At 43.3% G+C, this 5,764-nt stretch carries 9 protein-coding genes, 1 tRNA gene and 1 pseudogene; 8 read left to right on the forward strand and 3 right to left on the reverse strand.

From position 1 onward, the window contains the following. Window positions 1-44 precede the first annotated feature (44 nt). Both FTE26_RS04420 and FTE26_RS04425 read left to right on the forward strand, forming a co-directional pair. A tRNA-Arg gene (locus FTE26_RS04420) sits at window positions 45-121 on the forward strand. Between the two features lie 499 nt (window positions 122-620). After that, window positions 621-752: a DUF3927 family protein gene (locus FTE26_RS04425; RefSeq protein WP_000562553.1), complete on the forward strand. Its 132-nt coding sequence runs from the start codon at window positions 621-623 to the stop codon at window positions 750-752. Window positions 753-836: 84 nt separating this feature from the next. On the opposite strand, the pseudogene FTE26_RS04430 reads toward FTE26_RS04425, so the two are convergent. After that, window positions 837-977: pseudogene (locus FTE26_RS04430) on the reverse strand (hypothetical protein); the annotation flags it as partial. Between the two features lie 141 nt (window positions 978-1,118). Between FTE26_RS04430 and tolA the strand changes: the two are divergent. The 4 genes from tolA to FTE26_RS04450 all read left to right on the forward strand — a co-directional run bounded on the left by tolA (window position 1,119) and on the right by FTE26_RS04450 (window position 2,909). After that, complete coding sequence (tolA, locus tag FTE26_RS20165; protein WP_000506936.1) at window positions 1,119-1,547, forward strand: cell envelope integrity protein TolA; 429 nt, start codon at window positions 1,119-1,121, stop codon at window positions 1,545-1,547. A 171-nt stretch (window positions 1,548-1,718) separates the two neighbouring features. Beyond that, window positions 1,719-2,093, forward strand: a complete 375-nt coding sequence (locus FTE26_RS04440) for a cell envelope integrity TolA C-terminal domain-containing protein (protein ID WP_001348755.1) — start codon at window positions 1,719-1,721, stop codon at window positions 2,091-2,093. Between the two features lie 251 nt (window positions 2,094-2,344). After that, the gene (gene essD, locus FTE26_RS04445) at window positions 2,345-2,560 is read left to right on the forward strand and encodes a phage lysis protein EssD (RefSeq protein WP_000839561.1); all 216 of its coding nucleotides are present in this window, start codon (window positions 2,345-2,347) and stop codon (window positions 2,558-2,560) included. Window positions 2,561-2,564: 4 nt separating this feature from the next. Continuing rightward, window positions 2,565-2,909: a YdfR family protein gene (locus tag FTE26_RS04450; RefSeq protein ID WP_000192451.1), complete on the forward strand. Its 345-nt coding sequence runs from the start codon at window positions 2,565-2,567 to the stop codon at window positions 2,907-2,909. Here FTE26_RS04450 and FTE26_RS04455 read toward each other — a convergent pair. After that, on the reverse strand, window positions 2,875-3,147 hold the full coding sequence (locus FTE26_RS04455; protein ID WP_000370545.1) for a hypothetical protein: 273 nt from the start codon (window positions 3,145-3,147) through the stop codon (window positions 2,875-2,877). The genes FTE26_RS04450 and FTE26_RS04455 overlap by 35 nt on opposite strands. 105 nt (window positions 3,148-3,252) lie before the next feature. On the opposite strand from FTE26_RS04455, the gene FTE26_RS04460 reads away from it, so the two are divergent. Together FTE26_RS04460 and FTE26_RS04465 are read left to right on the forward strand one after the other, a co-directional pair. Next, entirely contained in the window at window positions 3,253-3,795 is a 543-nt protein-coding gene (locus tag FTE26_RS04460) for a lysozyme (protein ID WP_001101169.1), read from the forward strand. Then, window positions 3,792-4,328 (forward strand): hypothetical protein, encoded by a 537-nt coding sequence (locus tag FTE26_RS04465; protein WP_000700651.1) that lies wholly within the window; start codon window positions 3,792-3,794, stop codon window positions 4,326-4,328. Before FTE26_RS04460 ends, FTE26_RS04465 begins: the two co-directional genes overlap by 4 nt. A 168-nt stretch (window positions 4,329-4,496) precedes the next feature. On the opposite strand, the gene FTE26_RS04470 is transcribed toward FTE26_RS04465, so the two are convergent. Then, window positions 4,497-5,189, reverse strand: a complete 693-nt coding sequence (locus FTE26_RS04470; RefSeq protein WP_000085746.1) for a hypothetical protein — start codon at window positions 5,187-5,189, stop codon at window positions 4,497-4,499. Window positions 5,190-5,764 lie beyond the last annotated feature (575 nt).

The following is a 5,764-nucleotide window of genomic DNA, read 5'->3' on the forward strand; positions in this document are numbered from 1 at the left end:
GGGGGGGGGGCGGGTCCCCGATGGCGGTCCATTATCGGTATTCAGCGTTGTTAGCTCAGCCGGACAGAGCAATTGCCTTCTAAGCAATCGGTCACTGGTTCGAATCCAGTACAGCGCGCCATATTCATTCTTCCAGATTCCTTCCGGCAGAGCCTTATACTGGAATATACCTGGCTCAGGATATTGTTGAAAATATTATATGTTTGTCAAAAATAAAAGTTCTGTTAAGTATTGATTGAGTGTTTGTTATACGGTCTAATGGTTTTTTCAGCATTAAATATTTATCATTCATATGGTGTGGGTAGAGTGAATATTGATGAGGCGTCGGGGTGTTTCATCCTTAGGCAGCGTATTGATATAGTCAATGCAGCACGAGCAAAGGCCTTCAGCCGTTTGACAGTTTTGTTCTGTGCTCCTGATCGTCTTTCGGGAAGAGACGTTATTATTCTGAATAGTGATGCTATACAGAGGGTTTGCGATGAGTTCATGGTTGCTAATTCAGAATTATTTGCTCTTGTTCAGGAGTACAACAGAATAGCCAGGACCTGTGGTATGGATGAACTTCGGATTACTCATCTGGGGTAGATACATATCTGGATTATCACCTGTTACGGTAAAAAGTGATTGCTTACTGTTTTTGTGAATGGCATTGCAGCAGCCGGATAATGTCAGTGCTGGCTGACGGTGTGCTGGTGGCGGGTGTGGTGGTTGTTGCTTTCCCGTTGCTGAAAAAGAAAACGCCAGACTGTTAGCCGGGTATCAGTTAGCGGGAGAAATTTTTAAATACTTCACAATTCAGGCGGTTGACTGTTCTCTGGTTTGCGGGGAGTTTGTTAAAAGAAACTGGCATGGTGAATCCCCCTGTGCGGAGGGGCAATCAGCGAGTAGGTATATGGGATAATCGCGGATTCAGGTGCTGGTACTGAATTCACCGGGAGGCACCCGGCACCATGCACTTCAATAGATTCTCTCCACATTATGGATATTCTTTCAGAATATCCCACGCAGACTTTGTGTAAATGTTAACAAATGTGCGTTTTATTTGATCTGATTCGCTGTTTGAGCGTCCAAAACAACGGTATATATAATCCTTTACTATATGACATATGTGAGGAAAAATGGGTTTTCGTAGCGCATCAATTCTTACGTTGATTATTAGTGGGATTATTATCGGGTGCACTGATGCTGTATCGACAAATTATCATGACCGTACATCATATTACTCCGATAAAGCAATAGAGACACAGTATGTGAGTTCATCTGAACGTACTTCTGATGTTAGTGAGGATATCCGTCTGTATGCCCATCAAATCAAGAGCGCCATCGAAAAACAGTTCGGGGATGCGAGTAAGTATTCAGGAAAAGAGTGTACACTGAGAATGCATATGGCCCCGAATGGCCTTCTACTGGAGGTTAAAAGAGAAAGTGGAGACCTCGATTTATGTCGTGAAGCGATGAATGCGATAAAGAATGCTGATATACCTGCCCCCCCTTCGCCGGAAGTATATAAAGTATTTCAAAATGGGGTGCTGGATTTTAAACCCTGATATTTATTGTTTTGTAATAAACGGTTTCGGCTTAGGTTTGTTCTGACACAACTACGGCACTGAGCTAAATTTAGCGGATAGTCAGCTCTGAGCCAGTGGCGGACGTAACAACTACTATTGCTGAGATTTTAATGGATTGAGGAGCAAGAAGTGGGATTAAAGAAAATCGTTATGTTGACTTTTTGGGTCGGTTTTGTTGCGGGATGCACACCTTTACACCCTTCAGATTGCCACAAAACTACTGCTACAGGTAGTTGCAGTTCAGGACGCTGGGATGATCAGGATGAATGGGGGGCGCAAGCGCGGGGAATCAGAGCTGCAATTAATGCCAAACTTGATGAGCCGCATAACTGGAAAGGGAAAATATGCAGGTTGCATATGGAATTCTCTCAGGATGGCACGGCGTTAAAAATATCTACCAGTAACGGTGATAAAGCCTATTGCGAAGCGATAAAGTCCGCAGCTCATAAAGCCAAATTTCCGGCCTTCAACAATCCGAAAGTCTACAGAGATTTTCAGAAATCTGGCTTTGACATGCGAGGTTAGCTCTTCAATTACTATATCTCATTCATAGCAAACTGACAGATTTGATGATGTTCTATATACGAAACCTGTGATGTCAAGTCTGAGCTAATACAAATAAACATAATATCAGAGAAATACATTTTATTAGCTCGCTACGGCGAGCTTTTTATATTGCATCGTCTCCAGCATATATATCAATTAAGGCTCTGATTGATGTGTCTGGAAGCCTACACATAATAACTATGCCATCCGTTCCGTGCGGAGGTGAGGCTATGAAATCCATGGACAAAATTTCAACAGGCATTGCCTACGGCACCTCCGCAGGCAGTGCTGGCTACTGGTTTTTACAGCTGCTCGATAAAGTCACGCCCTCACAGTGGGCAGCAATAGGTGTGCTGGGTAGCCTGGTATTTGGCCTGCTGACGTACCTGACAAACCTTTATTTCAAGATTAAAGAAGACAAGCGTAAGGCTGCACGGGGAGAGTAATTCAATGACTCAAAAATATGAACTGATTGTGAAAGGGATCCGCAATTTTGAGAATAAAGTTACGGTAACTTTAGCGTTACGGGACAAAGAACGCTTTGACGGTGAAATTTTTGACCTGGACATCTCGCTGGACCGTGTTGAAGGTGCCGCGCTGGAGTTTTATGAGGCAGCAGCCAGAAGGAGCATCAGACAGGTCTTCCTGGATGTTGCTGCCGGGTTATGTGAAGGGGATGAGCTGTCGCCGGAAAAGCGCCCCATAATTTTAGAGGCGCAGAATGTGTGGATAACCTACAAAGGAAAGCTACCGGGAAGAATTACTGGTTCTCTGAAGACTCCGCCGAAATGGTAATTTCACCAGCATATTTTTCTTCCAGTAATACCGCCAGCCACTTGAAAGAATTTTGTTGTTGCTGGGACCATTTGGGGTTGAGTGATTCAAGCTGGAGCGATGCCAGTGTTGGTTGCATTTGTTCCTTGGGAATTGAGAATGCCAGATATGAAAATGCGACAGTAAGGGCATTTACATCATCCCGAAGCTTGGAAATGCAGTCGAGCAACTCCTGTAGAGAAATGGTGCTATTGTCCATAAACAATCCTCTCTATTGTATTTAACTATTCCTTGCCTGATTCAACAGGCCGGGACAGATAAACATATCCAGGGTTCAGAAACCGATAAATCCTGATAAATATCCATGAACGTAAAAATCAGATACGGCCTGTCGGCTGCCGTTCTGGCACTGATTGCCGTCCGTGCGCCTGCGCCTGATATTCTCGACCAGTTTCTGAATGAAAAAGAAGGTAACCACACAACGGCATACCGCGATGGTTCCGGCATCTGGACCATCTGTCGGGGTGCCACGGTGGTGGATGGAAAACCCGTTTTTCCCGGTATGAAACTGTCGAAGGAAAAATGCGACCAGGTTAACGCCATTGAACGGGATAAGGCGCTGGCATGGGTGGAGCGCAATATTAAAGTGCCACTGACCGAACCACAGAAAGCGGGTATAGCGTCATTTTGTCCCTATAACATTGGCCCCGGTAAGTGTTTCCCGTCGACGTTTTATAAGCGGCTGAATGCCGATGATCGTAAGGGGGCATGCGAGGCGATTCGCTGGTGGATAAAAGATGGTGGGCGTGATTGCCGCCTGACAAAAGGGCAGAAGAATGGCTGTTATGGGCAGGTCGAGCGGCGCGATCAGGAAAGCGCACTGGCGTGCTGGGGGCTGGAGCAATGAAAATTAATCCGGATCTTATAGGCGTTGTCGTTATTGCTGGCCTTTCGGTCGCTCTCGTCAAGAGTTGCTCTCACGCCAGTAATCTTCAGAGCGATAACGACGTTCTGCGAAGTGACAACTCTATGCTGGGGCAGGTAATCGCCACCCAGGCATTCAACTTCAATCGATTCAATCAGGTTGCAGAACATGCCAACAGTCTTAACTCCCTGATCGACACCAGCACCGAAAAAACCGTAATCGAATACCGGGAGATTCTCCGCCGTGAAAAAACCTGTGATCTGCCTGTTCCTGCTGATATCGCTGGTGGGTTGCTCGAATACACGTACCGTTTACGTGCCAGCGCCATGCACACCGATACCGGCAGACCTAATGAAGCCTATGATCGTACCGCTACCACCAGCTCAATGACCTACTGCCAAGCTGTCTTGTGGATTAAGCCGCTACTGGCGTTGATAGAAAAAGGAAATAATAATTTTTCGAGTATTCGTGAAATTGATGAGTTGCGTTACAGACCATCTGAGCATGGCCAGTAAGGTTGCAGGAAATTTAAAATCTGGCGATGAAATTTAATATTAGAAATTCATTGCCTAGTGAGATTAATAATGGGCATCCCTTTGTGACGATAAGCTTTAACACATTCACAAAGGGATATTTAATATAGGGTGGTTAATTCCCACTTGCTGTGGTGTTTAGGGGGTAATTCAAATCTTATCTAACTCATTATAGGCTTCGATAATAAAAATTCTGATTTTAATAAGGCATGATTCAATGAAAGGAATTACTTCATGGTCATTCCCATGGAATCTTATTTTTTTCTCTTCGGTAATGACTATGTTTAAAGGTACACCATTACCACTTCTTTGTAATTTCCCATTTTCGAAAGTAAAGTCTTCTAATTTTTTGCCATTGATGTGGTTGTTTTTAAAGAGAATTTTTGCTGAGCTTCCTGCTGTGATTAAACCAAAACCATCTACGCTCACACTTAGGTCTTTAACAGAACTCTCTTCTCTTAAGGGGATTGGTTGTCTGTGCTTTACTTCATTAGTGAGATTACACATCATTTCCAACCAAGATTCGCCAGTGTGATAATCCTGTATAGAAGTAAAAATTTTATATAATGGAGAAGATGATGGTGGGTTTATTTTTAGCGTCTTTGAGAAAAATTTATCAATAAACTCTTTTTTTCCGTAAGGGAAATATATTTTGGGGCGCTCATCATTACTGCGTGGAGAAATATATTTATCATAGGTATCATTAGCGAGATACTCTAAGGAACTTCGTAAGTTTTCCAAAATAGCTTTGACTTTTACAGGCTTGATATGCTGTGTCTGTCTCATTATGCCAAGACTTTCTTCAACTTCTTGCAATAAGTCCAACGAGCCTTCTCTAGACATACAGGTAATTCTCCTTTATGAATTTTCAACATGTTATAACTAATAATATATTTATCATATAACTGTATGAATAAATTGTGAGATTAGTAATGCAAGTTTCTATCCATAGTGTTCTCTAAGTACCCGCTTCCATCATGTTGTTACGGACGGTATGGCTAAAACAAAGCACCTGAAGTTAAACGTTCTGAACTTTATGCTCGTTGAGCATATGAATTATCTGTAACCCGATGCGCTGGTTGTGGTTCACATTGATGGTCGTAATCAGCAGCGGTGGTGCCTGATGGCATGCAACTTCTTACTTATAAAACTTCGTATGGAATTGTTGCCATAACGAGCCCAGCTTAGCAGTTTTTAATGGGTCCTCCCGGCAGTGTGTCCTGCCACGGGGCGGGAGCGTCGCGGAAAAAGGCTAGTTTTTGAAATTTCATTCGTCATCACCACTACTTTAATATATTGATATTACAGTGGTTTTATTTTTATGGTGTCGATTTTGATTGTTTTTTGTTCATCACTAACACCGTTTGCCTAAAGTTGTTCGCAAGATGCATGTTTAAAACATTCTGGAGCGGGTATGG

Source organism: Escherichia sp. S10b, assembly GCF_028421345.1.
In the GTDB taxonomy this organism is placed as follows: Bacteria; Pseudomonadota; Gammaproteobacteria; order Enterobacterales; family Enterobacteriaceae; genus ECMA0423.